Source organism: Herbihabitans rhizosphaerae (genome assembly GCF_004216555.1).
In the GTDB taxonomy this organism is placed as follows: domain Bacteria; phylum Actinomycetota; class Actinomycetes; order Mycobacteriales; family Pseudonocardiaceae; genus Herbihabitans; species Herbihabitans rhizosphaerae.
This window is the reverse complement of sequence record NZ_SGWQ01000002.1, coordinates 250,916-276,175: the sequence shown is the minus strand read 5'-3', so window position 1 is coordinate 276,175 and position 25,260 is coordinate 250,916. Positions and strand designations below refer to the sequence as shown.

25 protein-coding genes are annotated in these 25,260 nt (G+C 69.8%); 10 read left to right on the top strand and 15 right to left on the bottom strand.

Annotation, left to right across the window (positions count from 1 at the left end; all coding sequences use genetic code 11):
* Nucleotides 1-83 precede the first annotated feature (83 nt).
* Nucleotides 84-1,346, top strand: a complete 1,263-nt coding sequence (locus EV193_RS06825) for a right-handed parallel beta-helix repeat-containing protein (RefSeq protein WP_130343153.1) — start codon at nucleotides 84-86, stop codon at nucleotides 1,344-1,346.
* 3 nt (nucleotides 1,347-1,349) lie between these two features.
* Here the strand turns inward: EV193_RS06825 and EV193_RS06820 are convergent, their stop codons facing one another.
* On the bottom strand, nucleotides 1,350-3,308 hold the full coding sequence (locus EV193_RS06820) for a vWA domain-containing protein (protein ID WP_130343152.1): 1,959 nt from the start codon (nucleotides 3,306-3,308) through the stop codon (nucleotides 1,350-1,352).
* Nucleotides 3,305-4,711: an ATP-binding protein gene (locus EV193_RS06815; protein ID WP_130343151.1), complete on the bottom strand. Its 1,407-nt coding sequence runs from the start codon at nucleotides 4,709-4,711 to the stop codon at nucleotides 3,305-3,307. Before EV193_RS06815 ends, EV193_RS06820 begins: the two co-directional genes overlap by 4 nt.
* Before the next feature lie 85 nt (nucleotides 4,712-4,796).
* On the opposite strand from EV193_RS06815, the gene EV193_RS06810 reads away from it, so the two are divergent.
* Complete coding sequence (locus EV193_RS06810; RefSeq protein WP_130343150.1) at nucleotides 4,797-5,336, top strand: YcxB family protein; 540 nt, start codon at nucleotides 4,797-4,799, stop codon at nucleotides 5,334-5,336.
* Here EV193_RS06810 and EV193_RS06805 read toward each other — a convergent pair.
* The gene (locus EV193_RS06805; RefSeq protein WP_165401270.1) at nucleotides 5,278-6,435 is read right to left on the bottom strand and encodes a low temperature requirement protein A; all 1,158 of its coding nucleotides are present in this window, start codon (nucleotides 6,433-6,435) and stop codon (nucleotides 5,278-5,280) included. The genes EV193_RS06810 and EV193_RS06805 overlap by 59 nt on opposite strands.
* Before the next feature lie 60 nt (nucleotides 6,436-6,495).
* Here EV193_RS06805 and EV193_RS06800 point away from each other — a divergent pair, with 60 nt between their 5' ends.
* Genes EV193_RS06800 through EV193_RS06790 form a run of 3 tightly spaced genes read left to right on the top strand, consistent with a single transcriptional unit; the run spans nucleotide 6,496 to nucleotide 8,566 of the window.
* A complete protein-coding gene (locus EV193_RS06800) occupies nucleotides 6,496-7,278 on the top strand; it encodes a hypothetical protein (protein WP_130343148.1) in 783 nt (260 codons plus the stop codon).
* Nucleotides 7,279-7,280: 2 nt separating this feature from the next.
* The gene (locus tag EV193_RS06795) at nucleotides 7,281-7,985 is read left to right on the top strand and encodes a class I SAM-dependent methyltransferase (RefSeq protein ID WP_130343147.1); all 705 of its coding nucleotides are present in this window, start codon (nucleotides 7,281-7,283) and stop codon (nucleotides 7,983-7,985) included.
* Entirely contained in the window at nucleotides 7,979-8,566 is a 588-nt protein-coding gene (locus tag EV193_RS06790; protein WP_130343146.1) for an ASCH domain-containing protein, read from the top strand. Before EV193_RS06795 ends, EV193_RS06790 begins: the two co-directional genes overlap by 7 nt.
* Nucleotides 8,567-8,733: 167 nt before the next feature.
* Here EV193_RS06790 and EV193_RS06785 read toward each other — a convergent pair whose 3' ends face one another.
* The 3 genes from EV193_RS06785 to fabG are packed head-to-tail and all read right to left on the bottom strand — an operon-like array spanning nucleotide 8,734 to nucleotide 11,305.
* Nucleotides 8,734-9,774 carry a ferrochelatase gene (locus EV193_RS06785; RefSeq protein ID WP_130343636.1) on the bottom strand — a complete coding sequence of 347 codons (1,041 nt, stop codon included), beginning with the start codon at nucleotides 9,772-9,774 and terminating at the stop codon, nucleotides 8,734-8,736.
* A gap of 15 nt (nucleotides 9,775-9,789) precedes the next feature.
* Entirely contained in the window at nucleotides 9,790-10,560 is a 771-nt protein-coding gene (gene fabI, locus EV193_RS06780) for an enoyl-ACP reductase FabI (protein ID WP_130343145.1), read from the bottom strand.
* Nucleotides 10,561-10,600: 40 nt separating this feature from the next.
* Nucleotides 10,601-11,305: a 3-oxoacyl-[acyl-carrier-protein] reductase gene (fabG, locus tag EV193_RS06775; protein ID WP_130343144.1), complete on the bottom strand. Its 705-nt coding sequence runs from the start codon at nucleotides 11,303-11,305 to the stop codon at nucleotides 10,601-10,603.
* A 144-nt stretch (nucleotides 11,306-11,449) separates the two neighbouring features.
* On the opposite strand from fabG, the gene EV193_RS06770 reads away from it, so the two are divergent.
* Complete coding sequence (locus EV193_RS06770) at nucleotides 11,450-12,091, top strand: LysE family translocator (protein WP_130343143.1); 642 nt, start codon at nucleotides 11,450-11,452, stop codon at nucleotides 12,089-12,091.
* Between the two features lie 718 nt (nucleotides 12,092-12,809).
* Here the strand turns inward: EV193_RS06770 and EV193_RS06765 are convergent.
* The 7 genes from EV193_RS06765 to EV193_RS06735 all read right to left on the bottom strand — a co-directional run bounded on the left by EV193_RS06765 (nucleotide 12,810) and on the right by EV193_RS06735 (nucleotide 18,036).
* Entirely contained in the window at nucleotides 12,810-13,799 is a 990-nt protein-coding gene (locus EV193_RS06765) for a VWA domain-containing protein (protein WP_130343142.1), read from the bottom strand.
* The gene (locus tag EV193_RS06760; RefSeq protein WP_130343635.1) at nucleotides 13,799-14,680 is read right to left on the bottom strand and encodes a DUF58 domain-containing protein; all 882 of its coding nucleotides are present in this window, start codon (nucleotides 14,678-14,680) and stop codon (nucleotides 13,799-13,801) included. The genes EV193_RS06765 and EV193_RS06760 overlap by 1 nt, the downstream gene beginning before the upstream one ends.
* Before the next feature lie 65 nt (nucleotides 14,681-14,745).
* Nucleotides 14,746-15,759, bottom strand: a complete 1,014-nt coding sequence (locus EV193_RS06755; protein WP_207222568.1) for an AAA family ATPase — start codon at nucleotides 15,757-15,759, stop codon at nucleotides 14,746-14,748.
* A 192-nt stretch (nucleotides 15,760-15,951) separates the two neighbouring features.
* On the bottom strand, nucleotides 15,952-16,512 hold the full coding sequence (mobA, locus tag EV193_RS06750) for a molybdenum cofactor guanylyltransferase (protein ID WP_130343140.1): 561 nt from the start codon (nucleotides 16,510-16,512) through the stop codon (nucleotides 15,952-15,954).
* 51 nt (nucleotides 16,513-16,563) lie between these two features.
* Nucleotides 16,564-17,220: a hypothetical protein gene (locus EV193_RS06745; protein ID WP_130343139.1), complete on the bottom strand. Its 657-nt coding sequence runs from the start codon at nucleotides 17,218-17,220 to the stop codon at nucleotides 16,564-16,566.
* A gap of 102 nt (nucleotides 17,221-17,322) precedes the next feature.
* On the bottom strand, nucleotides 17,323-17,574 hold the full coding sequence (locus EV193_RS06740) for an LLM class flavin-dependent oxidoreductase (RefSeq protein ID WP_130343138.1): 252 nt from the start codon (nucleotides 17,572-17,574) through the stop codon (nucleotides 17,323-17,325).
* Nucleotides 17,575-17,664: 90 nt separating this feature from the next.
* Nucleotides 17,665-18,036: a winged helix-turn-helix transcriptional regulator gene (locus tag EV193_RS06735; RefSeq protein ID WP_207222534.1), complete on the bottom strand. Its 372-nt coding sequence runs from the start codon at nucleotides 18,034-18,036 to the stop codon at nucleotides 17,665-17,667.
* Nucleotides 18,037-18,230: 194 nt separating this feature from the next.
* Between EV193_RS06735 and EV193_RS06730 the strand changes: the two genes are divergently transcribed.
* The gene (locus EV193_RS06730) at nucleotides 18,231-19,070 is read left to right on the top strand and encodes an alpha/beta fold hydrolase (protein WP_423202138.1); all 840 of its coding nucleotides are present in this window, start codon (nucleotides 18,231-18,233) and stop codon (nucleotides 19,068-19,070) included.
* 80 nt (nucleotides 19,071-19,150) lie between these two features.
* Here EV193_RS06730 and EV193_RS06725 read toward each other — a convergent pair whose 3' ends face one another.
* Complete coding sequence (locus EV193_RS06725; protein WP_423202137.1) at nucleotides 19,151-20,518, bottom strand: NlpC/P60 family protein; 1,368 nt, start codon at nucleotides 20,516-20,518, stop codon at nucleotides 19,151-19,153.
* A gap of 193 nt (nucleotides 20,519-20,711) precedes the next feature.
* Between EV193_RS06725 and EV193_RS06720 the strand changes: the two genes are divergently transcribed.
* Both EV193_RS06720 and EV193_RS06715 read left to right on the top strand, forming a co-directional pair.
* Nucleotides 20,712-21,176: a hypothetical protein gene (locus tag EV193_RS06720; RefSeq protein ID WP_130343135.1), complete on the top strand. Its 465-nt coding sequence runs from the start codon at nucleotides 20,712-20,714 to the stop codon at nucleotides 21,174-21,176.
* A complete protein-coding gene (locus tag EV193_RS06715; RefSeq protein WP_130343134.1) occupies nucleotides 21,173-22,489 on the top strand; it encodes a flagellar basal body protein FliL in 1,317 nt (438 codons plus the stop codon). The genes EV193_RS06720 and EV193_RS06715 overlap by 4 nt, the downstream gene beginning before the upstream one ends.
* Before the next feature lie 39 nt (nucleotides 22,490-22,528).
* Here EV193_RS06715 and EV193_RS06710 read toward each other — a convergent pair whose 3' ends face one another.
* Nucleotides 22,529-24,067: an AMP-binding protein gene (locus EV193_RS06710; protein ID WP_130343133.1), complete on the bottom strand. Its 1,539-nt coding sequence runs from the start codon at nucleotides 24,065-24,067 to the stop codon at nucleotides 22,529-22,531.
* Between the two features lie 239 nt (nucleotides 24,068-24,306).
* Here EV193_RS06710 and EV193_RS06705 point away from each other — a divergent pair, with 239 nt between their 5' ends.
* The gene (locus EV193_RS06705; RefSeq protein ID WP_130343132.1) at nucleotides 24,307-25,194 is read left to right on the top strand and encodes a DUF222 domain-containing protein; all 888 of its coding nucleotides are present in this window, start codon (nucleotides 24,307-24,309) and stop codon (nucleotides 25,192-25,194) included.
* Nucleotides 25,195-25,260 lie beyond the last annotated feature (66 nt).

Sequence of the window (25,260 nt, the reverse complement as noted above, 5' to 3'; positions counted from 1 at the left end):
CGAGTGAAAGCCGATTGAAAGATCCTCTCGATACCGTGCCGCGCGCGGCGAACCCACCGCGAACACGATCGAGGGGGCAACGCATGAGCCATGTGTCAACCGTCAAACGCCGCAGACCCGCGATACTGATCGGCGTCGCGGCCACCGCACTGGTCGCCGCGGGACTCGCGGTCACCCAGTTCCCGGCAGCCGCTGAACCGGCTGCGGCGGAACCGTTCCGCGTGTACCTGTCGCCGGCGGGCACGGACACCAACGCCGGCCTGTCACCGGAGCAGGCCGTGCGGACGCTGGACGGCGCGGAGAACGTGATCAAGCACCATCGGCCCGCCGTCGACGTCGAGGTGCTCATCGCGCCGGGTCTGTACCAGGACGCGAAGAAGACCTCCTGGGACACCTACCTCGACGATCACAAGATCTCGTTCCTGCCCGTCGGCTACGTCCCCGGCAGCCCCTTCACCGGCGAGCGTCCGGTGTTCCAGGCGCCGAAGGACAAGGAGGACGGGGCGTCGTGGTTCAACGCCGCCGATCCGACGCGGGCGACCAGGCCGACCGAGGGCCTGCACTTCCACTATCTCGAGGTGCGCAACTACGCCAGCGGCATGAGCTTCAGCGGCGGCGTGGTCGACCGGGGCCACCACGACCTGCGGCTGCCCGCCGCCAACGGGAACAACCACAACTCGCTGTTCGGCATGAAGTTCCAGTTCCTCGGTGACCGGTACAACTGGAACGGCGCGGAGCTGACCCCGGGCAACACCGCCCACAAGGGCACCCACGCGGTCGCGCTGCGCAACTCCAACCACAACTCGTTCCGCAACAACCACTTCCTCGACCTGGTGGGAGTGGAGGACCCGGCAACCCACGGTCTGGACGCGGAGATCATCCACGCGTTCTACGTCAAGGACGGCTCCACCGGTAACACCATCGAGGCCAACAACTTCGGCACGATCAGCGGCTCACCGCTCAAGATCCGCAACGACGCCAGCGGCAACACGGTGACCCGCAACCGGTTCACTCGCACCGGAACCGTCTCCGACGGCGTGTTCTACGACCGCGTGGAGAACTTCCCGTGCACGCCGAAACCCGAGGTGACCAGCAAGGGCTGCGACACGCTCGAGAAGGGCGAGGTCGCGTTCTTCGAGTGCCCGAGCCACGGCAACCAGTTCACCGAGAACACGCTGAAAGCGGTCCGGGACGCGAACGGCACCGTCGGGCCGCAGGGGTTCGGGGGTGACCGGATCCCGACGTTCAAGCGCAGTCCGTACGGCCCGACCCAGGTCGGCAAGGCGGGTTGTGACAGCGGCGGTCAGCCGTGGCTGACCACGCGGGACAACGTGATGGAGCTCTGAGGGTCAGCGGCGGGAGCGCCGGGTGCGCAGGTAGTCCCCGACCACCGACGCGCCGAGACCGTCCAGGTCCGGCGCGAGCACCCGGCCCCCGCCGCGCCTGGCCAGAATGTCCACAAAGGACTTGAGCCGCTCGTCCTCGCCGAGCATGAACACCGTGACCGACGCGCCCAGCCGGGCCAGACCGTCCACTTCGGACAGCGTGCGGCGCAGCGTCTCGGGCAGCGGCGGGTAGCTGAACACCGGCTGCGCGTCCGGCTCGAGGTGCGCGGTCGGCTCGCCGTCGGTCACCACGAGCACGATCGGTTCGGCGTCGGGGTGGCGCCGCAGGTGTCGCCCGGCGAGCAGCAGCGCGTGGTGCAGGTTGGTGCCCTGCTCCCAGGTTCCCTCCAGCGACACCAGTTCGCCGATGTCCACAGTGGACGCGTGCCGGCCGAAGGTGATCAGCTCGAGCGAGTCGGTGCGGTAGCGGGTCTTGATCACATGGTGCAGCGCGAGCGCGGTGCGCTTCATCGGCACCCAGCGCCCGTCCTGCACCATCGACCACGAGGTGTCCACGCACAGCGCCACCGCCGCGCGGGCTCGCTGCTCGGTCTCGGTGACCTCCACGTCCGACACGTCCAACCGGACCCGGCCGGGCCCACCGCGCAGCACCGCGTTGCGCACGGTGCGCGGCACGTCCCACGGCTCGGTGTCGCCGAACGCCCACGGCCTGCTGGCGCCGGTCGGCTCCCCCGCGGCACCCGCGTGTGCGGTGTCCCGCTCGCCGCGCCGGCCGTGCAACCGGCCGACCACGTCGCGGAAGGCCGTCTCGCCGAGCCGCCGCAATGCCTTGGGCGACAAGCGAAGCGTGCCGTCCGGTGCGCGATCCAGGATGCCCTGTGCGCGCAGCTCCCGCTCCAGCTCGGCCAGCCGCCGGGCGTCCACAGTGGACTCCTCGCCGAGCTGACCGGTCAGCGCGTCCAGGTCGATGTCCTCCAGTCGCGCGCCCGGGTAGGACTGCGCGAGCTGCTCGGCGAGCGCGTCCAGCGCGGCGAGGTCCTCCATCGCCTGGGCGCCCTCACCCATCCCGAGCGGGTTGTTGCCCCGGAACCGGCCGGACGAGGTCCAGTCCTCGCCGGGCCGCAGCGCCCGCAGGTTGGCGTCCAGCGTGGCCACCTGCTCGGCCAGCCGGGGATCGCCGAACGCGCTGGACATCAGGTCGGACAGTTCCGCGCGCTGCTGATCGGACGTCGAGTTCAGCATCCGCTGCGCGGCGGCCGCACGGGCGGCGAGCGCGTCGATCAGTTCCTCGGTGTCGCGCGGGTTCTCCGGGAAGAACTCGCCGTGCTCGCGCATGAACTTCTCGAACCGCTCGGTGGTGTCCTCGCCGCGAAGATGCGCCAGCAGCAGGTCGTTCAGGTCGGACATCATCCGGGCGATCCGCTCGGTGTCCTCCGGCGTGACGTTGCGCAGCGCGTCCTTCATACCCTGGAACCGCGAGTCCATGAGGTCGCGCCCGAGCAGCTCGCCGATTCGCTCGTAGGCCTCCCGCGCGTCCGAAGACCGCCAGTCGTAGGTGGACAGCTCGCGCACCGCGGCCGCCGTGCCGGACGGCAGAGCGTCCAAAGTGGACTCGCGGAACCGCGCGTCGTCCGACGGGTCCGGGAACAGTGCCCGCCGCTCGGCGTCCAGCGCCTGGTCCAGCAGCCGGCGCACCTCCTGCAGCGTGCCGTCCAGCCGGTGCCGGCGCTGGATCTCCGCGCGCCGCTGCCACACCCGGCGGGTCAGCTCGTCCAGTCCGGCGGTGTCGCGGGTGCCGCGGCGCAGCACCTCGTCCAGCGCCGACCGCGGCGTCCCGCCCTCCATCACCTCGCGGCCGAGCGCGTCCAGGGCGGACCGCAGATCCACTGGCGCGGCAAGGGGATCCGGCCCGTCGTGCCACGGGCCGTAGGCGTACCGGGGAGCGCTCCCAGACGTACTCACGGCCCGTACACGACCTCACCGTCGTGCGCGTCCTTGGCGACCTTGCGGGCCAGGTACAGCGACTCCAGTGCGAACTCGACGGCCGAGGCGATCCGGCCGGCCGGCGCGTCCGCGAGAGAATCCCCTGTGGTGACCCGCAGGCGCGCGGCCACCTCGTGCAGCACGGGCAGTTCGGGCAGCGCGGCGAGCACCTCCGCGCCGGGCACTCGCTCCCCCGTGGCCACCAGGTGCCCGTCGGCCACGGCGTCCACGAGCGGGCGCAGGTCGATGCCGGCCAGGTGCGCGCGGGCGGTCTCGGCAAGCGAACGGCGCAGCAGGTAGGTCAGGTGCTCGGTCTCGCGCCCCTCCTCGCCGGACTCGAACTCCAGCTTGCCGCGCAGCACGGCCGGCACCGACTCCAGGTCCACCGGGCGGGCCACAGCGGGCTCCTCGCCGGTGAGCGCGGAACGCCGAAGTGCCGACGCCGCAACGGTTTCCGCCGCCGCGACGGCGAACCGCGCGGACACGCCGGAGCGCTGGTCGATGGCGCTGGACTCGCGCAGGTTGCGCACGAACCGGGCGAGCACCTCGAGCAGCTCGTCGCCGACCTCGGCGGTCAGGTTCGCCTCCTGGCGGACCAGCGTCACCTCCTGCCCGACGTCGAGCGGGTAGTGAGTGCGCACCTCGGCGCCGAACCGGTCCTTCAACGGGGTGATGATCCGGCCCCGGTTGGTGTAGTCCTCGGGGTTCGCGGTCGCCACCAGCAGCACGTCCAGCGGCAGCCGCAGGGTGTACCCGCGGACCTGGATGTCGCGCTCCTCCATCACGTTCAGCAGCGCGACCTGGATCCGCTCGGCGAGGTCGGGCAGCTCGTTGACCGCCACGATCCCGCGGTGCGCGCGCGGCACGAGTCCGAAGTGGATGGTCTCCGGGTCGCCGAGACTGCGGCCGTCGGCCACCTTCACCGGGTCCACGTCGCCGATCAGGTCACCGACCGAGGTGTCCGGTGTGGCGAGCTTCTCGGCGTAGCGCTCGGATCGGTGCCGCCACGCCACGGGCAGATCGTCGCCCAACTCCTCGGCGCGGCGGCGCGACTCGGGGGTGATCGGCTCGTACGGGTGCTCGCCGAGCTCGGAGCCGTCGATCACCGGGGTCCACTCGTCCAGCAGGCCGGCGAGCGTGCGCAGCAGGCGGGTCTTGCCCTGGCCGCGCTCGCCCAGCAGCACCACGTCGTGCCCGGCGATCAGCGCGCGCTCGAGCTGCGGCAGCACGGTCGCGTCGAAGCCGACGATGCCCGGCCAGGCGTCGCGCCCGTCGCGCAGGGCGGCGAGCAGGTTCTCCCGGATCTCCTCCTTCACGCCGCGCTGCCGGTGTCCGGAGGCGCGCAGTTCGGCGAGGGTCTTCGCGGTCGGTGCGTCGTTCACGGTGTCGACCGTACGCACGCACACCGACTCGGTCGACGTGGAGTGCGCTCCAGCGTGACCAGATCGTGCCCTACGGTTTCACCTCGTGGAGGAACGAGAACCGATCGAGTTCGACTGGGACCCGGTGCCGGGCGACTGGGGCGACGCGCTGCGGGCGACCGTGCGGGCATACCGGTGGGCACCCTGGTACGCGGGCGCGCTCGCGGTGATGGGAATCGTGCTGCTGTTCATCGGCTCGCCGCTCGCCGGCGGGTTCGGGTTGATCGCCGCCGTGGTGATCGCCGCGATGCCGGTGGTGCAGATTCACCTGGCGTTCAAGCGGAATCCGGTCGCCGACCGGAAGGTGACCGGTGTCGCGGACGCCACCGCGCTGCGGATGACCACGATCGACGGGACGGCGCACAGCGACGTCGAGTGGACGACCGTGCCCGGCTGGCTGGAGACCTCGCGCACGTTCGTCCTGCGCAGCCAGGCCGGCGGGCTGTACCCGGTGCCGCACCGCGCGTTCGCCGGCGACAAGGAGCGCGAGGCGTTCCGCGAACTGCTGCGCACCGCGGTCGGCGAGCCTAGCTCTCGCGGTGGCGGCGCCGCAGCGTCCCCAGAAACGCCACCTGAGCCAGCATGATCAACGTCGCGACACCCGCGACGCCCGACGATCGCATGTGCGAGCCGAGCGCGGCGAGCACCAGCGGACCGGCCACCAGGAGCGCGCCGAAACCCCAGTACCTCGGGCGCACCGCCAGCACCGTCATCGCCACCAGGTAGATCGACACCGCGCCGCACAGCGCCCAGCGCATCCCCGTGTCGAGGTGGTGCGCCGGGTGCTCGACGGCCGCGCCGAGACCGGCCGCGATCATGGTGATGGTGGCCGTGACCGCGAAGTGCGCGACCATCGTGAGGTTCAGCCGCTTGCGACCGGTCAGCCTGCCGAAGCCGTATTGCAGCGTCTGCCACCACATGGCGATCAGCAGCACGAAACCGACGAGCCCGGTGGCGGCGAGTTCGGCGTCCCAGTGCGCGCCCTCGGCCGCCCTGATCATCTGCAGCACGCCCTCGCCGAGCACGATGATCACGAGCAGGCCCATGCGTTCGGCCAGGTGCGGCGCGGCCACCTCGGCGGTGTCGACTGCCGGCACCCTGCGCTCCGGGTGACGGCTGCGGTAGTCCTCGACCCGCGACACGCGCCGCTCGAGACCGCGGCGCATCCGCTCCGGCCCGATCAGCACGCTGACCACCAGGTCGATGCCGGCCCCGACGGCCCACAGCACGTACTTCGCGGTGCCGTCCACCCACAGCGACGCGATCCACGGCAGCAGACCGAAGCCGATCTGTGCCAGCGGCCAGGCGGCCAACATCTGCCGGCGCTTCTGCCACACGTTGGCGGCGACCACCCTGGTGTACACGTAGGCGATCGCGAACACCTGCGCGTGCTCGCCGAACGCCTCCGGGATGGCGGCGGCCATCACCGCGATGCCGCCCATGCCGGCGAACATCGTGCGCCGGAGTGTGGCCTCGGCGGCGACGTTGGCGTACAGCGTGAACGCCGTCCAGGTCTGCCACACCACGTAGTAAAGGAGTACGAACTTCAGCACGTCCACGCCGTGCACCGCGTGCCCGTGCAGCAGATGCCCGAGTTGGAACACGGCGGCGACCACGACCAGGTCGAAGAACAGCTCCAGCCAGCTCGCGCCGCGCTCGCCGGCAGCCGGTGCGGCATTCGTCACCCGATCATCATGCGGTACTCGAACGCGCCACACGACACGACTCGCGTAGGCTCGGTTGCCGTGTGTTGCCCGAGTGCCACGTTCGTGGTGTGGACGTCCGCATGGCTGCACGGCGCGGCCGCGGCGGACGACGTGCTGGACGCGTCGCAGGAGTGGGGCGAGCTGCACGAAGTGGTCGTCGCCGATCAAGGCACGGCCACCGCGCTCGACCTGCCGACCCGCGACGAGCCGCCGGCCGCTCTCGCCATGCTGCTCGCCGCGCTGCGCCAGTACGGCGCGTCCGCCGGCCGGATCGTGCTGCCCGTGCCCGGCGACGTGCGCGGGCTGGACGGCAAGAGCGAGTTCGCCGCCGAGGCGATCCGGGTGGGCGACGCGGCGGTGTTCGCCGGCCTGGGTCTGGTGCCGGACCGAGTCGCCGACGGCGTGGTCCGGTGGACGGTCTACGACCTGCCGGTGACCCCACCGCAGGCGCCCGAGCCGATCGGTGCGGCGGACCGTGAGCTGAGCGAGGCGATGCGCGCGGCGGCCGGAACGCTGGCGTCGCTGGACGTCGCGCGCGACCGCCCCAACGTGCGCGCGGAGATCGCCGAGCGGGTGGCGTCCACGGGTGCGTGGCCGGCCGCCATGCCGCAGCGTTCGCTTCGGGTTCTGCAGCGCGCCAACGAGTTGGCCGCGATCCTGGAGCTGGCGGCCGAGGACGAGCCCGGCGGCGCGGTGTCCGCGTCGGCGGCGCTGCAGCGTGCCGACGCGCTGCGGCCGCTGTCCGACGCGGTGCGCGCGGCCCGGCGTGCGGCGGTTCAGGAGGCGGTCAGCGTGCTCACCGATCACGCGGACCGGCACTAGCCATGACCGAGTGGCGATCGGCGGACGTGGCGGAGGAGTACGCGGCGGTCGCGGACGACACGAGCTGGCAGTTCGGTTACCCGCACGTGTTCGAGGCGCTCGATCTGGCCGGCGGCGAGGTGCGCACGCTGCTGGACTACGGCTGCGGGCCCGGCGAGATCGCCGCACGAGTCCGGCGTACCCACAACGTGGACGTGCTCGCGGTGGACAGTTCCCCGGAGATGCTGGCGCTGGCCTCGGCACGCGGGCTGCGCACCTCCGCGGTGCTGGACGACCGGATGCCCGAGGTCGCCGGCGCGTCGATGGACGCGGCCATGTCGTGCTACGTGTTCGTCTGCGTCGATGAGATCGCGCGACTGCGAACGATCGCCGCCGAGGTCTTCCGGGTGCTGCGCCCCGGCGGCCGGTTCGCCGTGCTGACCACGAACCCGGAGGCGACCGGCGTGCCGTTCCGCACGTTCCGGTTCGGCGAGGCCGGCCGGGCCTACCGGTCCGGGGACGCCATGCCGGTGTCGCTGGCCACGGCGGACGGCTGGATGGAGATCACCGACACGTGGTGGTCGGTGGCCGACCACCACGACGTGCTGACCGATGCCGGCTTCGCGATCGAGTCCGAGCGGCGACCGCTGGCCACGGGCGATGGCTGGGACGCGGAACGCGAGATCGCCCCGACGCTGATCCTCACCGGCAGGAAGCCGGAATGCTGATCGAGAAGCGGTGGTGGGCGGGCATCCGGGACGGCTCGATCACCGTGATGTTCCGCCGCTGGCGCCGCCGCCAGGTGACCGCCGGCAACGTGTACCGCACGGCGGCCGGCCGCATTCGGGTGTCCGACGTGACGGTGGTCCCGCCGGAGAAGATCACCAAGGCGGACGCCCGCCGTGCCGGGTACTCCTCGCCCGACGACGTGCTGGCCGACCTGCGCGGCGAGCCGAGCGACCCGGTGTACCGGCTGCGGCTGTCCTATGTGGACGAACCCGATCCGCGCGACGAACTGGCGCACGACTCCGCGCTCACCGATGCCGACGTCGCGGCGATCACCGGCCGGCTAGAGCGGCTGGATCGCTTGTCCCGCAACGGTTCCTGGACCGGCCCGACGCTCGCGATCATCCGCGACAACCCGGGCGTGCGCGCCCCGGACCTCGCCGCGACGCTGGGCCGCGAGACGCAGCCGTTCAAGATCGACGTACGAAAGCTGAAGAACATGGGGCTGACGATCAGCCTGACCGTCGGCTACCGGATCTCCCCGCGCGGCGCGGCCTACCTCGAACACCTTCGCGGACTTTAGCGGGCTAAAGTCCGCGATTTTGCCGCACGAAAGGCACCTTCACGGCCACTTCTGTGCATCCTCCGTGCACCCCTCGAACCACTTCCCAGGTCAACAACCATTTTCCCAGGAAGTCCTTGACACTCGTGGCGGCCTATGCATCCGTACTTAACCCCGCAAAAGTACGTTCACGGGCGACGAGCGGGCAGGCAGCAGTCGGTCCAGCAGGGCTCGCCGTTGACGGTGGCGCCGTCGGCGGGGAACTCGGACAGCTTGCGCACCTCGGCACCGGCCACCTGCTCGCGGACCAGCTCGACGACCAGCTCGGCGAACCGGGGATCGGATCCCGGCGTGCCGGCGCGCAGCAGCTCCATCCCCAGTTCGTCGGCGTGCTCACCGGCCTCGGTGTCCAGGTCCCAGACCACCTCGAGGTGATCGCTGACGAACCCGATCGGGCACACCACGACCTGGGTGAAACCCTTGTCCCGCAACGTGTCCAGGTGATCGACGATGTCCGGCTCCAGCCACGGCACCTGCGGCGGGCCGGACCGCGACTGCCACACCACGTCGAAGTCGGGCACCTCGGCCTCGGCCGCGACGAGCCGGGCCGCCTCGGCCACCTGCCGCGAGTAGCGGTGCCCGCCCTCGGAACGCGGGCCGGCGGCGGCGTCCGCCGCTACGGGCACCGAGTGCGCGGTGAACACAAGCCGGTACGCGCCCTCCGGGTGACCGAGCGCGGCCACGGTGTCCCGCACCTCGTCGGCGAACGAGGCGACGAACAGCGGATGATCGAAGTACTGGCGCAGCTTCACCAGTTCGGGCGCACCGTCACCGACGGCGGCCCGCGCGCGGGTGATGTCCTCGTCGTACTGCCGGCACGCCGAGTACCCGCCGAACGCGCTCGTGGTGAACACCAGCGCGCGGCGCACACCGTCGGCGGCCATCTGGGCGACGGTGTCCTCCACCATCGGGTGCCAGTTGCGGTTGCCGAAGTACATCGGCAGATCGATGCCCGCGCGGTCCAACTCGCCCCGGGTGCGGTCGATCGCCGCGCGGTTCAGCTTGTTGATCGGCGACACTCCGCCGAACCGCAGGTAGTGCCGCTCGACCTCGTCCAGCCGCTCCGGCGGTACTCCCCTGCCGCGCGTCACGTTCTCCAGGAACGGGCGCACGTCCTCGGGTTTTTCCGGGCCACCGAAGGAAAGCCAGAGCAGCGCGTCATAGTCCACAGTGGACACGGGCGGTCACTGTCCCGTGCCGTGCACGCCGCCGTCCACCATGATCACCGAGCCGGTGGTGGCGGGCAGCCAGTCGGAGAACAGCGCGCAGATCGACTTGGCGACAGGCGTCGGGTCGGTGGCGTCCCAGCCGAGCGGCGCGCGATCGTTCCAGCCGCCCTCCAGCTCGCCGAAGCCCGGAATGGACTTGGCGGCCATGGTCTTCAGCGGCCCGGCGTTGACCAGGTTGACCCTGATCCCGTGCGGGCCGAGGTCGCGGGCAAGGTAGCGGTTGACCGACTCCAGCCCCGCCTTCGCCACGCCCATCCAGTTGTAGGACGGCCAGGCCACGCGCGCGTCGAAGTCCATACCGATGATGGACGACCCCGCGCCGAGCAGGGGAAGCACGGACTTCGCCAGCGAGGCGTAGGAGTAGGTGGAGACGTGCAGCGCGGGGCCGACGTCGCCCCACGGCGCGTCCACGAACGGCGCGCCGAGGCAGGTCTCCGGGTTGGCGTAGCCGATCGAGTGCAGCACGCCGTCCAGACCGTCGACGTGCTCGCGCACCTTGTCGGCCAGCCCGTCAAGGTGCTCCTGCTTGGTCACGTCCAGCTCGATCACCGGGGCGGGCACCGGCAGCCGCTTGGCGATCCGCTCGACCAGGCTCAGCCGGCCGAACCCGGTGAGCACCACGGTGGCGCCCTGCTCCTGGGCGATCTTGGCGGCGTGGAACGCGATCGACCCATCGGTGATCACACCGGTGATCAGCAGGCGCTTGCCATCGAGCAGGCCAGACACGGGCGACTCCCCTCGTGGTGGTGTGGAACGAGGGCCAAATCTAATGCCCCATGCCCAACCCACCGTCAACGGGGATCACCGCGCCGGTGACGTAGGCGGCGCCGTCCGAGGCGAGGAAGGTGACGGCCGAGGCGATCTCCTCCGCCTCGGCGTAGCGGCGCAGCGGGATGTTGCCCAGAATCGCCTCGGTGCGCTGCTCGGGCAGGCTCGCGGTCATGTCGGTCTTCACGAACCCGGGCGCCACGACGTTGGCCGTGATGTTGCGCGATCCCAGCTCGCGCGCGGTCGAGCGGGCGAACCCGATCAGGCCGGACTTGCTGGCCGCGTAGTTCGCCTGGCCCTCGGAGCCGAGCATGGCGACGACCGAGGACACGTAGATCAGCCGGCCCCAGCGCTTGCGCAGCATCGAGCGGGTGGCTGCCTTGGTGACCCGGAACGCGGCGGTCAGGTTGGTGTCCACGACGCGGGTGAACTGCTCCTCGGACATGCGCAGCAGCAGCGTGTCGTCGGTGATCCCGGCGTTGGAGACGAGTACCTCGACCGGCCCGTGGGCCTGCTCGACCTCGGCGAACGCGGCCGCGACCGCATCGGAGTCGGTCACGTCGCACTTCACGCCGAACAGGCCGTCCGGTGTGCCGGACCCGCGATGGGTCACCGCGACCTTGTCACCCTGGGCCTCGAACGCGCGGGCGATCGCCAGGCCGATCCCGCGGTTGCCGCCGGTAACCAATACAGACCGTGCCACTGAGCCGTCTCCTCACCCGCTCCCCCGCTTGCAGTACTCGAAGAGGCTAACCGGCGTCGCTCAAGATCGAACGGACGGCAGGTCAATCGCGGTAGCGGTCACACGCCGAACAAGATCGTTTCGCCCCTGTGTTTCAGTATCCGCATGGACGTGTCGCCGCTGCTCGCCTTCGCCGCCGCGGCGGTGCTGATCGCCGTCGTGCCCGGACCGGACATGATCTTCATTATCGCTCACGGCGTCGCCAAGGGTAGGCGAGCCGGGGTGCTCGCCGCACTCGGCATGTCGACCGGGCTGGCGGTGCACACGCTCGCCGCCGCGCTGGGCCTGGGCGCGCTGCTGGCCGCCGCGCCGGCGATCCTGGACGTGCTGCGCGTGCTCGGCGCGATCTTCCTGGTGTACCTGGCGGTCACCACGCTGCGATCGTCGAGGAAGGCGATCACCGAGGACGCGCCGAAGGTGCCGCCGGGTTCGCTGCGCCGCACGTACGTCATGGCGGTGCTGACGAACCTGGCGAACCCGAAGGTCGTGCTGTTCTACGTCTCGTTCGTCCCGCAGTTCCTCACCACGTCGACGGGCGCGTGGCCGGTCGGCCTCCAGTTCATCGTGCTCGGCGCACTGCTGATCGCGATCGGGCTGATCGTGGACGCGACGGCCGGTCTGCTCGCCGGCACGCTGTCCGAGGCACTGCGTCGCAAGCCGGCCGTGCAGCGCTGGCTCGACCGCGTATCCGCGGCGATCTTCGGCGCGCTGGCCGCCCGCCTGGTGACCGAGACGGCGACGCGCTAGGGAATCCGCTGGCTGATCAGCGCGCCGATGACGGAATTCCCATCCGCGGAATTTGCCTAGAACCAGCTATCCAGTGAATCGCCACGAGCTCCGCAATAGTCCAACCAGGTGATTGGTCTTGACGACCAAGCGCACCGCTCATGTAGATTCTCAATCGGGGAAACGCAGTCCATCCTGGGGGTGTAGTGTCGCGACCAATCTCGCTTCATTGGACTTCACGGTTGATCACCCCTGGCCAAACTGCCACTTTTGAATTCAAGACCGACCCGATCAGCCTGTAACTTTTTTGGGGTTTCTTGTGCGAAAAACAGCTTTGCTAATTGTAGCCATCGCGCTCTCGCTCACTTCGTTCCCGACGTCCGCAAGCGGTACCACCTCCATGAGCAGTCCCGAACCACTGGGACGATGCGATGTGTTCTGCTACTACCCTTTCACAGATTTTCATGGAGACGAGGACGCACTTGCATATAACGTTCCCGACGGGACTTGTTTCCCGCTTACACCTTCGTTTCCCGTAGCACGATCTGCCCGGCATGGTTCACAAGAGGGCTACTACTACGAAGGCCCGAACTGCAGCGGTCGGTCACGCCCTGTAGTAAGGCACACCGAATACGTCGATATCGGGTTTGACTCGGTCAGCTTCCTCGGTGGCTGCGTTTCATGCTTGGCCTCAAAGGCATCACAACCCCGATGATCCGGCAAACATTTGCCACCTGCATTACGGCAGCCGTTGACCAATAAGTAGCGATCCACCTGCAGAAATGAGCAGCACAAGGACGCCGAGCGCCAGCCACGGCCGGCTGGCATCGGCGTCCTTGAGTTCATAGCCGATCTGTTCGCCGAGTGTGTCGTACACTTTTCGCAGCTCCTCCGCGCTCGCCGCCTTGTAGAACTCACCACCCGAAACCTTCGCGATTTCCCGCATCGAATCATCGTCGACGCTCACCGGCTGAGTTTCACCATTGATGGTGACCGAGCCATGCGGAGTGCCGAAAGAGATAGTGGACACCGGTATCTTCCGCTCAGCCGCCGCCCTTGCGGCGGTAAAAGCGCCACGCGGGTGATCAGGGTCGGTCGGCACGGTCTGCTTGCCATCAGTCATCAGAACGACACGCGCCGGCGGTGGCCCTTGCGCGCCGCCCATGATCTGGGAGAAGCCCTCGACCGACTGCAGCGCGGCGAACATCGCCTCGCCTGTGGCGGTGGACTCGGCCAGCCTGAGCGTTTCGATTGACTGCGCGACACTCTTGCGGTCAGTGGTCGGGGCGACGAGGACCGACGCGGTGCCGGCGAAGGAGATAAGCCCGAGGTTGATGCCGGGTGTGAGCCCATCCACGAACGACTTGGCAGCCACCTTGGCCGCCGCGATCCTGGACGGACGCACGTCGGTCGCCTCCATGGACAGCGACACGTCGATCACCAGCATCACGGTCGCCCGGTTGCGCGGCACCTTCTGCTCGGCGGTCGGACCTGCCATTGCCGTGGTGAGGAGCATCAGCGAGATCACAAGCAGCAATGCCGGCACGTGCCGCAGCCAGCTCTGCCGCTTCGGCGCGACCTTCTCCAGCAGCTCCAGGTTGGTGAACCGCATCGTCCTGCGCCGCCGAATCCGTTGCACCACAACGTATCCGACCACCAGCGCGAGCACCGCGATCAGAAGCAGGAACCACACAGGGGCGGAGAACCCCTCGAAGCTGAAGCCGAACATCAGGCGGCACCTCCCGACCAGCGGCGCTTGCGGCCGACGACGAAGCGGACGGTGTCGGCGATCCAGTCGGAGTCGGTGCGCAGCACCAGGTGCCCGGCGCCGGCGCGGCGCAGCGCGGTGGCCACCTCGGCCCGGTGCTCGGCCGCCGCGGCGGCGAACTCCTTGCGCAGCAACGCGGACGCGTGCACCTCGCGCTGCCGGCCGGACTCCGGGTCGGCCAGCACGACCGTGCCGACCTCCGGCAGGTCGATATCGCGCGGGTCGAGCACCTCGATGGCGATCATGTCGTGCCGGGCGGCCAGCCCGCGCAGCGGCCGCTGCCACTCCATGCCGCCGAGGAAGTCGGAGATCACCACGGCGAGCCCGCGCCGACGGGGCGGCCGGCGCAACTGCTCCAGCGCACCGGCCAGGTCACCCCTGGTGCCCTCCTCCGGGCGGGGTGTCTCGGCGACCTTGCGGACCAGGCCGCGCGCGTAGGCCAGCCCGCCGCGCGCCGGCACTCGGATCAGCTTCTCGCCGGTGGAGATCACCGCGCCGATGCGGTTGCCGCCGCCTCGGGTCAGGTGCGCGACCGCCCCGACGGCGGCGACGGCCAGGTCACGCTTCTCGCAGGCGGCGGTGCCGAAGTCCAGGCTCGCGGACAGGTCGACGACCAGCCACGTCTCCAGCTCGCGGTCGGCCACCGTCTCCCGGATGTGCGGGACCGTGGTGCGCGCGGTGACCGCCCAGTCCATCCGGCGCACGTCGTCGCCCGGTTGGTACGGGCGCGCCTCGCCCGGCTCGGAGCCGGGCCCGGGGACCAGCCCGAGGTGGTTGCCCTGCAGCAGGCCGTCCAGGCGGCGGCGGGTGTCCAGTTCCAGCAGCCGCAGGCCCGCCTCCATGCGGTCGCCCTGCAGGATCGGGGGCGCCCAGCCCGGGCGCTCGGAATCCGCGTGCCGGTCGCGTGTCACGGCCTGGCCGCTCCGGTCGCCGCCGGGTGGGGCACGCCGTGCTGTGGCGCGCCGGCCTGCGGACGGGCCGACACCTGGGGCAGCGGCACGGTCTGCAGCACCCGGTTGATGATGTGGTCGATCGGCACGCCGTCGGCGAGCGCGTCGTAGGACAGCACCAGCCGGTGCCGCAGCACGTCCGGCACGACGTCCACCACGTCCTGCGGCAGTACGTAGTCGCGCCCGCGCACGAGGGCCAGCGCGCGGGAGGAGGCCACGATGCCGAGGCTGGCACGCGGTGAGGCGCCGTAGGCCACCCAACCGTCCACATCGGACAGTCCGTGCTCGGCGGGCGTGCGGGTGGCGAGCACCAGGCGCACCGTGTAGTCGACCAGCGCGTGGTGCACGAAGACCCGCGAGGCGACGCCCTGCAGGCGGACCAGCTCCTCGGGGCTGAGCACCTGGTGCGGCTCCGGCGGCGTGACGCCCATCCGGTAGACGATCTCGCGCTCTTCCTCCGCGGTCGGGTACTCCACGATGATCTTGAACAGGAAGCGGTCGCGCTGCGCCTCGGGCAGCGGGTAGACGCCCTCGTTCTCGATCGGGTTCTGCGTGGCGAGCACCAGGAACGGGTCGGGCATCGGGAAGGTCTGACCGCCGATGGACACGTGCCGCTCGGCCATCACCTCGAGCATCGCGGACTGCACCTTGGCCGGCGCGCGGTTGATCTCGTCGGCGAGCACGAAGTTGGCCACCACCGGGCCCAGCTCGACGTCGAACTTCTCGCTGCCCTGGCGGTAGATGCGGGTGCCGAGGATGTCGGCCGGCACCAGGTCGGGAGTGAACTGCACGCGGCTGAACGAGCCGCCGACCACCCGCGCGAACGTCTCCACCGCGAGGGTCTTGGCCACACCGGGCACGCCCTCCAGCAGCAGATGGCCCCTGGACAACAGACCGACGAGCATCCGCTCGACCAGCCGGTCCTGCCCCACGATCACCCGCTTGACCTCGAACACGGTGCGTTCGAGCAGCTGGGCGTCACGCGCCGGGGTGCTCGACGCCGGCCCGTGCTGGCCGTCAGACGCGTCGGGGCCGAACTGGCGCCCCGCCGTCTCCGCCGCGCTGTCCACCTGGCCGTGATCGGACACGGGCCAACCTCCTTGTGCAACCAGACTTTCCGCCGACTACAGCCAACCGGATCACCGGTATGAGGGCTGTGAAGCTCACCCGCCGTGCCGGTGCAGGTCCTCGGGCGTGTCCACGTCGTCGGCCTCCCCGGGCTCGGCGGGCACCTCCACATACGACAGCCGGCCGAGCACGCGCCGTAGTGAGCCGCCGTCGGAGTCCTGCGGGATCGCGCCGCGCAGCGCGGCCAGCCGCCACACGCCGATCAGCCACTGCGGTTCGCCGGCGGCGTCGACGAGCACCGCGCCATCGCCGTCCAGCGCGGCACGGAGCCGGTTCACGGTCGTCGGGCGCACGCCGACCAGATCGCCGGCCAGCACCGCGACCGGCGTGCCACCGTCCACTTCGGACAGCGCACGCACGCCGGCGGCCAAACCGGCCAGCGGACCGCCGCCCGGCGGCTCCTCGCGGGTCCAGACGACGTTCTCGCCGATGTCCCGCCGCGGCCCGACCACCACGACCGGCTCGGCGCCGCCGACCGCGTCCAACGCCCGCGCGAGCAGCGTGCGCCCGCCGACGACCAGCCCGGGTTTGTCCACACCGGACAGTCGGCGTGCCGCTCCCCCGGCGAGCACGATCGCGGCCAGTTTCCCTTGCACGCCCGCGAATCTAGCCGTGCCCGGAACGACACGCCGACGAAGCCGGCAACCTCAGCGGCGGCGAAGCCTCGGCACGGCGATGAAGGCGACCGCGCTCGCGGCCAGCACGCCCACGCCGAGCGGCACCAGCCAGCCGCCGGACGCACCGCCGCCCTGCGGGCCGTCACCGGCCGGGATCTTCACCGGGACCGACGGCGTACCGGTCGGGGCCGACGTGCCTGGAGCGGTCGACGTCGACGCCGGGCTGCTGGGGTGCGGGCTCGAGGTGGTGGTGCTCGGCGTCGACGTCGGGGTGGTCGTCTTCGTGCCGCACGCGTACCAGTGGCTGACCGCGGCCGGCTTGCCGCTGGACACCAGTGGCGAGTGCAGATCCAGCCACGGCAGGGTGCCGAGCACGCCGGGCAGGTAGACGTTGTAGGCCGGACCGCCCTTCACCACGACGCCGGTCAGGACGTGGTCGGCCGGTGCGGCCGTCACGTCGAGGTAGGTGTCGTCCTTGGTGACGGTCAGCTTCGCGGTGACGTCGACACCGGCCAGTCCGGCCTGCTCACAGGTGGTGGCGTTGCCGGCGTGCACGGTCGCGCGCTTGTCACCGGACACCGGGTCTTCCTGCGCGGCGGCCGTCCCGGCCAGGGACAACATGGTCGCCGTCGCGATGGCGGCGGCGGCGAGAACGTGGGCGACTGCGGATCGAACGGGGCGACTCATCTGAGCTCCTCCAGCGGAACCGGTTCGACGACGAGAGGTGTACTTGTATCACCCGATTGGGTTACGACTTTCGTCGCTCCTCACCCCGTGGCCATCCCGTGATCAAAGAGGTAGTGCCCCGGTGCCAAGCTTGAGAGTGCGGGTGACCGCGGCGACCGCGGACAGCGCCACGAACGGGTCGTAGGTTTCCGCGTAGTGCCGCGTCGAGCTCCCGTCCGGCCGCCTGCTGTGCACCGGGATGTGCGTGTGTTCCGGAAAGAACAGTGAATCGAAGCCGCGTTCCTCAACCGCGCGGCCGAGCGCGGGCGGTTCCATGCCGTATTCACCAGCAAAGGTGGCGATTCCGATGTCCACGGCGTGAACCCAGCGGAGGAATCACCGCCCCGAACGGTGCCCTGGTCTGGCTGACGCCCAGCGGTATGAGCGTGTGTTTCGCGGGCGGCCTCACGCTCTGTCTGCGGGGTTGGCTTGGGCGTCGCTGGTCGCGTTGGCGCGGTCGATCTGGGCCATGTGCTCCTCGGCCCATGTCCGGAGCGCCGCGAGCGGGACCTCGAGCGATGAGCCCAGATCGGTGAGCTGGTAGTGCACGCGCGGCGGCACGGTGGGCTCCACCCGGCGGGCAGCGAGGCCGTCGCGGATCAAGCTGTGCAAGGTCACCGACAGCATTTTCTGTGAGACACCGGGCATCCGCCGGCGCAACTCGGCGAAACGCACCTCGTGCGGGGCCGCCTCCGCGAGGACCTTGACCGCCATGGACGTCCATTTTGTGCCGATGCGGTCCAGTAGTTGGCGGGTCGGGCACTGGGGATCGAACAAGTCACCGCGCCCACCTTGTGTCGAGCGCGCCGGTTGGGAGGTCACCTGGAACTCACCACCTGTGGAGAAGGTGCCGTCTTGGCAGTACTACCGAAGTTACCTAACGTTTCCAAGTAACCAATGGTAACCAGCTTGGAGGCGTCGTGCCCGGCACACCACCCACAACCCCTTCCCCACGGCACGGAGCCGACATCGTGCTCCGGCGGATCGCCACCAACGGCATCCAAGCCAACGTGGCTGTCGTCGGCTCAGGGCCGGCAGTCCTGCTGTTGCACGGCTTTCCGCACACCTGGCGGCTGTGGACCGAGATCATCGGCCCGCTGGCCGAGCACCATCGGGTCATCGCCCCAGATCTGCGCGGGCTCGGCGCCAGCGCCCGCGCGGCCGAGGGCTACGACGCGGGCACGCTGGCCGCCGACGCCGAAGGTGTCCTCGACGCCCTCGCCGAACCCACCGCGGCCGTGGTCGCCATCGACGCCGGCACCCCGATCGCCTTCTTGCTCGCCATGCGGCGGCCGGACCTGGTGCGGCGTCTGGTCGTGATGGAGTCGCTGCTGGGCTCACTGCCCGGCGCCGAGGACTTCCTCGCCAGCGGCCCGCCGTGGTGGTTCGGGTTCCACTCCGTTCCCGGTCTCGGCGAAACGGTCCTGATCGGACACGAGGCGGAGTACCTCGACTGGTTCCTCACCGCAGGCACCCACGGCCGCGGTGTACCGCCGGAGATCCGCAACGCCTTCGTCGGCGCCTACACCGGACACGACGCCCTGCGCTGCGCCTTCTCCTACTACCGCGCCCAGCCGACCAGCGCGCGTCAGATCAGCGAGGCGGTGGCAGGTGGCCAGCTCACCATGCCCACCATGGCGATCGGCGCCCACCCGGTAGGCCGCGCACTGGAACAGCAGTTGCGCCCCGTCACCGACGACCTCGCCGGTCACCTCGTCCAGGATTGCGGCCACATCATTCCGCTGGACCGGCCCCGCGAACTGCTCCGACTCCTGGTGCCCTTCCTCGCCGCCGACCAGCCTGCCGGATGACGCGATCACATCGGCAAGAGCGGCTCAACTACACGCGGAAATGCTCAAATCGACGCGGAATACACCGCCCGCGGTGACGCTCAGAGCAATCGCGTGGCGTAGGGGACGATGCCGCCGTAGCGCACGGAGGTCACCCGCACCCGGGAGCCGGAGTACGGCGCCTCGACCATCTGCCCGTTGCCGATGTACAGCGCGACGTGGTGGATGCGCCCGCCGGACGCCCAGAAGAGCATGTCGCCCGGCCGCATCTGGGACAGCGGCACCCGCCGTCCCGCCTGCGCCTGGTAGCCGCTGTAGTGCGGCAGCTTGATCCCGACCCCGGCGAACGCGTAGATCATCAGGCCGGAGCAGTCGAACCCGATCTTGCGGTAGTCGCCGTGCGCGTCGGCCACGCCGCCGTCGGCGATCCCGCGCGTCGGACCGTAGGCGTTGCCGCCGCCCCAGGCGTAGACCACACCGAGCTGGGCCAGCGCGCGTGAGATGACCGTGGACGCCGACCCGCCGCCGACCACCGGCGGACGCGCCGAGCCCCCACCACCGGGCCGGCCGCCGTTGTTGTTGTTGCTGCCTCCGCCGCCGCCCTGGTTCGCGGCGGCCTCCGCGGCGGCGCGGGCGCGCTCGGCGTCCTCGCGTTCCTTGGCCGCCCGCCAGTCCTGGTACCGCTGCCGCTGCGCCTGCAGTCCGCCGACCTGGTTCTGGGCCTGGACCAGCGCCTGTTCGACGGTGCCCCGCTCGGACTCGAGTTGCTGATTGCGACCGACCTGGTCGCGCTGCGCCTGGCTGGCGATCGCCTGCGCACCGTCCGCGTCGCGCTTGGCCTTGTCCGCCGCCGCCTGCTTTATGTTGGCGCGCTCCAGCGCCGCCCGCGCCAGCGAATCCTTGTTGGCCTTGGCCGCACGCGCCCGCTCGAGCTGGTCCATGACGTTGAGCTGGCTGCTGCTGACCGCGTTGAGCAGGCCGGACTTGGCGAGCATGTCCTCGGGGCTCTTCGCGGAGAGGTACGCGGGGATCGATCCGACCGAGCTGCCCTGCCGCAGGCTGGCGGCGGCGAACCGGTCGATCTGCGCGCGTGCGGCGTCGATCGCCTGGTTCGCGCCGTCGGACTCGCGCCGCGCCGCGTCCGCCTCCGCCCTGGCCTTGGCCGCGTCGTCCTGCGCGGTCTCGAGGTCGACCAACGCCTTGTTGGCCTCCTCCATCTTGGCCTCGACGTCGGACTGCAGCGCCACGAGCCGCGACTCGGCCTGGGCGAGCTGGTTGGTCAGCGCGCCGACCCGCCCGGCCTGGGAGTTCGCCGCCTCACGGCTGCGGTCGATCTCGGCGTCGCTCGGGTTCGGCGGTGGTGGCGGCACGGCCATGCCGGTACCGGCCGCGGTGACCACCACGGCCAGTGCGAACGACGCGGCGGCCAGTCCCTGCGCCACGGCTCGTCGAGTCGACACGACGCCCACCTCCCACTCCGAGCTGCTCCCACACGGCCCGGCTCTGCTGATCAGACCCAGTACGTTCGGCCGAACGGCGTACGGTCCAAACGATCCGAGCGTGCCACTTTCGCACGTTTCGCACCAGTCGTCACAAGGGAAACATACTCACCGCTGAAAACAATCACCCCTTTGAGCACGTTCTGTGTGGCAGGCTCCGCCGGTGCGCTCCCTCCTGCCACGGATCACCGCGGGTACCTCGGCAGCCGGAATCGTGCTGATCGTGCTCGGCACGTTCCTCGACTGGACACGTTCCGGGTCGGTCTACCGGGACAGCTACCAGTCGATCGGCGTGCTCAAGGCGTTGGACTTCGTCGAGGGCACCGCGCTGACCGTGCTGCTCGACGTCTGGATGGCGATCGTGCCGGTGGCCACCGTGGCCGTGATCGTGTACGCGTTCGGCCTGAGGAGAAACGCCGCGGGCCTGTTGAGCGCTTTGTCAGTGGTGACCGGAACCGTTTCGGTGGTCGCCGCCATCAGAGTCAGCGGTGGAGAAGCCTCATTGGGCATCGCCGGGACCGGCCCGACGGTCACGCTGACCGGGTCGGTACTGGCACTGCTGGGGGCTACGGGTGTCCTGGTCAGGCCACGTCCTGGCGAAGCCGCACGAGTGGGGAGACAGACGTGACGCAGTACCCGTACGAACAGCCCTCCGACGACACACCGACTCCGCCGCAGGGCTTTCCCGCGCCGCAGACGTTCCAGCCGCCGGAACCACCCCGGCCGCCGAATCGCCGGCGCGGGCTGATCATCGCCGCGATCGTGGCGGTGATCGCGCTCGCCGCCGGCACGGTGGTGACGGTCATGGCGTTCAATCGCAGCGACTCGGTCGCCGGCGCGGCGAGCCCGAGGGAAGCGACCGAGCAGATCCTGAACGCGTTCACCAAGGGCGACCTGTCCGGCGCGGCGGCGACGCTGGCGCCGGCCGAGGCGGCACTGGTCGGCGACCTGCTCAAGGACGCGGTGGACAACCTCAAGCGGCTCGAGGTGCTCAAGCCGGAGGCGAACACGCAGAACGTGTCCGGCGTGCAACTCGAGACGAAGAACCTCACCTTCGACGAGGCGAACGCGGAGCGGATCAACGACCGCCTGACGGTCACCAAACTGACCGGCGGCACGATCACGATCCACGAGGACGCGAGCAAGATCCCGCTCACCGACAGGTTCCTCGACATCCTGTTCCCGCGCGGGCGGGACACCAAGCCCAGCACGCGAACGGTCGACATCGCCGAGGAGATCAAGCGCGAGGGCAGGCCGATCCGCATCGCCACCGTGAAGCACGAGGACAAGTGGTATCCGAGCCTCTTCTACACGATCGCCGACGAGATGCTGCGCGAGGCGAAGGAGAAGTGGCCGTCCGCGCCGATCCCGGCCAACGGCGCCGCCTCCCCCGGTGATGCCGTGCGCGACCTGGTCCAGGCCGCAGGCGCGGAGGACGGCCGGCGGCTGATCGAGCTGCTGCCGCCGGACGAGATGGGCGTCCTGCACGACACCGGCCCGCTGCTGCTGGACTCGGTGCTCGGCAAGAGCCGCCCGCAGCAGGTGAGGATCCACAAGTTCGACACCGAGACGCAGCAGGTCACCGGCGGCACGAAGGTGCTGCCGAAGGAGATCGACATCGAGGTCGGCTCCGACCGGTTCACGCTGCGCAAGGACGGCGACTGCTTCGATACCTCGGAGAACGGCGAGCGCGAACGGATGTGCGGGTCCGAGGTGGCCGGAGAACTCGAGAAGGAGTTCGGCGAGAAGATGCCGCCCGGCGTGCGGCAGGCGTTCACCAACATCTTCTCCGGCGTGTTCAAGAACGGCCTCGGCGTGGTCACCACGCAGGTGGACGGCAAGTGGTACGTCAGCCCGTTCCGCACCTTCGGCGGGTTCGCGATCACGATCCTGCAGAGCATCACGCCGCAGGACCTCAAGGTGATCATCGACGGCGAGTGAGCGGTGCGGGTGGCCCCGACGCCGGGGCCACCCGCACCCTCAGTTGATCTGCCGCGGAACGCCCTCCCAGTACGCCTCGCGCAGCTTGAACTTCTGCACCTTGCCGGTCGCCGTGCGCGGGATCTCGGTGCGGAACTCCACCGAAGTCGGCGCTTTGTAACCGGCCAGGCGCTCCTTGCAGTGCGCGATGATCTCCTGCTCGGTGGCCTGCTCACCCTCGGCGAGCACCACCAGTGCCTTGATCGTCTCGCCCCACTTCTCGTGCGGCACACCGATCACCGCGACCTCGGCCACGGCCGGGTGGCTGAACACGCAGTCCTCCACCTCGATCGAGGACACGTTCTCCCCGCCGGTGATGATCACGTCCTTCTTGCGGTCGGAGATCGTCAGATAGCCCTCGGCGTCGAGGTGCCCGCCGTCGCCGGTGCGGAACCAGCCGTCGGTGATCGCCTCGGCGGTGGCGTCCGGGTTTTCCCAGTAGCCCTCCATCACCACGTTCGACCGGGCCAGTATCTCCCCACTGTCCGAAGTGGACAGTTGGACGCCGAGCGTCGGCAGACCGGCGCGCGACTGCTTCCGCGCGCGCTCCTCGGGATCCAGGTCGTCGTCCCACACCTGCGATCGGTTGAACGTGAGCAGCGGCGCGGTCTCGGTGAGCCCGTAGATCTGCAGGAACTCCCAGCCGAGTTCCGCCTCCACCCTGGCGATCGTCTTGCTCGGCGGCGGCGCGCCGGCGCACACGATCCGCACCCGGTCCCGGCCGGGGATCTCGCCGTCCCAGGACTGCGCGGACTCCAGCACCGCGTTCCACACCGCGGGCGCGCCGCACATGAGGGTGACACCGTGCTCGTCCACCCGCCGCAGGATCTCCGCGCCGTCGATCTTGCGGATGACGACCTGCTTGAGCCCGAGCCCGGCCAGCCCGTACGGCATGCCCCAGCCGTTGCAGTGGAACATCGGCAGCGTGTGCATGTAGACGTCGCGCTCCCAGGCGCGCACGTGCATGGCGAAGGTGACCGCGTTGATCCAGATGTTGCGGTGGGTCAGCTGCACGCCCTTGGGGCGCGCGGTGGTGCCGGAGGTGTAGTTGATCGTCGCAGTGGCGTCCTCGTCCGGCGCCGACCAGGGGCGCGGCTCGGTGTCGAACCGCATCAGCTGGGTCTCGGTGGCCTCACCGAGCACCATCCGGGTCGGAGCGTCCACAGTGGACAGTGCTTCGTCCAGCTCGGGGTCGACCAGCAGCACGGACGCGCCGCTGTGCTCGACGATGTAGCGCACTTCGTCCGGCTTGAGCCGGAAGTTGACCGGCACGCAGATCCGCCCGCTGGCCGGGACGGCGTGCAGCAGCTCGAACAGCCGCGCCGAGTTGTGGCTGACCACGGCGACGCGCTCGCCCTCGCCGACGTTCAACGCGTCCAGGCCGGCTTGCCAGGCGCGCACTCGTCTGCTGACCTCGCCGTAGGTCGTGGTGGGCACGGCGGTCGCGGGCTGGTTCGGCTCGTCCACCACCGCCGGGCTGGTCGCGTAGCCCTGCTCGGCTCTGGCCAGGAAGTCGTTGACGGTCAGTGGGACTCGCATCTTGCCCGTCCTCTCCTTGGGGTGATCGACGGGTTGATGGTGCCTCATGGGGTGTTCGGGCGTCGAGGTGATCGGTTCTCATGGGTGCGTCGGCGTTCGTTTTGGCTGCCGCGCCGGTCGCCCTTTTGTGGTTTGACTACGTTGGCGTGTCAGGGCGACCGGCTTGCCACCGGAATGGGGGGGCGCCATTTTCGTGGACAGTCCGGTAGAATTGTGGTGTGTTGATAATAGGTGAGGAGATGTCTTGGGACGCGGTTCTTTCGGTCGCGCCCAAGGTGTTTGGCGAGCCTGAGTTTGATTGGGCGGATGGACCATTTGACGCCGACGAAGCCAGCATTCTCGCGGAGTTGGAGATTCTCCAGAAAGATAAAGCCGCGCTTGAGGCGCGTGAGGTGCGGTTGATCGCCCAGTACGGGCAGATGCGCGCCGCGCGAGGCGTCGGCAAGTACGTGCCCGAAGAAGTTGGCGAATATCTGGACCTGTCGCCCGGACAGGCCTCGCGCAGGTTGGCGATCTCCGAAGGCATGGCAACCCGGCAACCGGAGACGTTGGCCGCGTTGGAGCGCGGTGACATCGACTGGGCCAAAGCGCGCGCCATCTACGAGGTTTGCCGACCGCTGTCCGTCGAACAGGCCCAGCAGGTCGAGACTGGCGTGCTCACCAACGCGCCACGCTTCTACAAGAACGTTCGGGCCAAGGCCAACCGGTGGGTCAAGAAGATCGACCCGAACGGGGTCGAACAGCGCAGGTTGGCGCGTCGCCAGGATCGGTGTGTGACCTTCAACGTCGGTGACGACGGCGAAGCCTTCCTCGGGATCCGAGGACCAGTCGAACTGCTGTACCCGGCGTACGTGCGCATCGACCAGGAAGCCCGGCGTCAGCGTGACGGGCGCACGTTGGACCAGAAGCAGTTCGACGCCGCCATCGATAACCTGAATGGCGAGAACCAGTCGCACATCAAAACCATCATCTGGGTCACCGTCCCCCACACCACACTGCTGGGTATCGATGACAAGCCCGGCGAACTGGTCGGCGTCGATTCACTTCCCCGCAAGTCGCACGCGAACTCGCGGCCGACCCGAATAGCACATGGCGGCGAATACTTCACGATCCGACCACTGGAATGATCACCGATGTCGGCAGGAAACGATATCCGCCGGCGGCGATGGCGGAAAACGTCCGCTTGCGACATC

Coding starts and splice junctions, on each gene's coding strand:
- EV193_RS06825 (WP_130343153.1), top strand. CDS start 84: ATGAGCCATGTGTCAACCGTCAAACGCCGCAGACCCGCGATACTGATC.
- EV193_RS06795 (WP_130343147.1), top strand. CDS start 7,281: ATGACCGAGTGGCGATCGGCGGACGTGGCGGAGGAGTACGCGGCGGTC.
- EV193_RS06790 (WP_130343146.1), top strand. CDS start 7,979: ATGCTGATCGAGAAGCGGTGGTGGGCGGGCATCCGGGACGGCTCGATC.
- EV193_RS06770 (WP_130343143.1), top strand. CDS start 11,450: ATGGACGTGTCGCCGCTGCTCGCCTTCGCCGCCGCGGCGGTGCTGATC.
- EV193_RS06765 (WP_130343142.1), bottom strand. CDS start 13,799: ATGTTCGGCTTCAGCTTCGAGGGGTTCTCCGCCCCTGTGTGGTTCCTG.
- EV193_RS06760 (WP_130343635.1), bottom strand. CDS start 14,680: ATGGAGGCGGGCCTGCGGCTGCTGGAACTGGACACCCGCCGCCGCCTG.
- EV193_RS06745 (WP_130343139.1), bottom strand. CDS start 17,220: ATGAGTCGCCCCGTTCGATCCGCAGTCGCCCACGTTCTCGCCGCCGCC.
- EV193_RS06710 (WP_130343133.1), bottom strand. CDS start 24,067: ATGCGAGTCCCACTGACCGTCAACGACTTCCTGGCCAGAGCCGAGCAG.
- EV193_RS06705 (WP_130343132.1), top strand. CDS start 24,307: ATGTCTTGGGACGCGGTTCTTTCGGTCGCGCCCAAGGTGTTTGGCGAG.